Origin of the sequence: Streptococcus sp. HMSC10A01 (genome assembly GCF_001807785.1) — a bacterium.
GTDB lineage: Bacteria > Bacillota > Bacilli > Lactobacillales > Streptococcaceae > Streptococcus > Streptococcus gordonii.
On the sequence record NZ_KV790979.1, the window covers coordinates 1 to 544 of the forward strand.

General features: G+C 43.6%; 1 protein-coding gene. It reads right to left on the reverse strand.

The genetic code is table 11. The features are described 5' to 3' along the window. Nucleotides 1-544 (reverse strand): SSURE domain-containing protein (locus HMPREF3108_RS06650; RefSeq protein WP_176744523.1); only part of this gene is annotated, 544 nt, incomplete at both ends.

A 544-nucleotide genomic window follows, 5' to 3' on the forward strand; every position in this document is an offset into this window, starting at 1 on the left:
AGAAGATTTGAGCAAAAGACGCGTCAACATGCCGTCTCCACCGAAAGCTTCATACGGAATAACTTGATTAACACCTGCCAAGAATGGACCAGGAACGTTCGCCTTTTCTAAGTAGCTAGCTGGAACATCAATATGGTCTTTAATATTTTTGGTAACTGAGTCTTTGACTGATTCTTTTGAAACAAGGCCATTTAAACTAACAGTTACATTTTTTGTCGCTACAAGATTGGTCAAATCTGGTTTACCATCTTTAGCACCATAGACTTTGACAGTCGCTTGGTAAGCTTGAGTGCCATTGATGCGAAGTTGGTCAAGAAGGGCTTGCCCGTCTTTACCTGTAGTATTGCCGTTCAAATCCACTTCGTAGAAGTATTGACCTTTAGCTAAGCCTTCAAGTGGCAAGAGGGCTGGATTGTTCGCTTTGCCATTGTCTGACCAAGGAGCCTTGTCAGAAGATTTGAGTAAGAGACGCGTCAACATACCGTCACCACCGAAAGCTTCATACGGGATGACTTGGTTGACACCTGCTAAGAATGGACCTGGA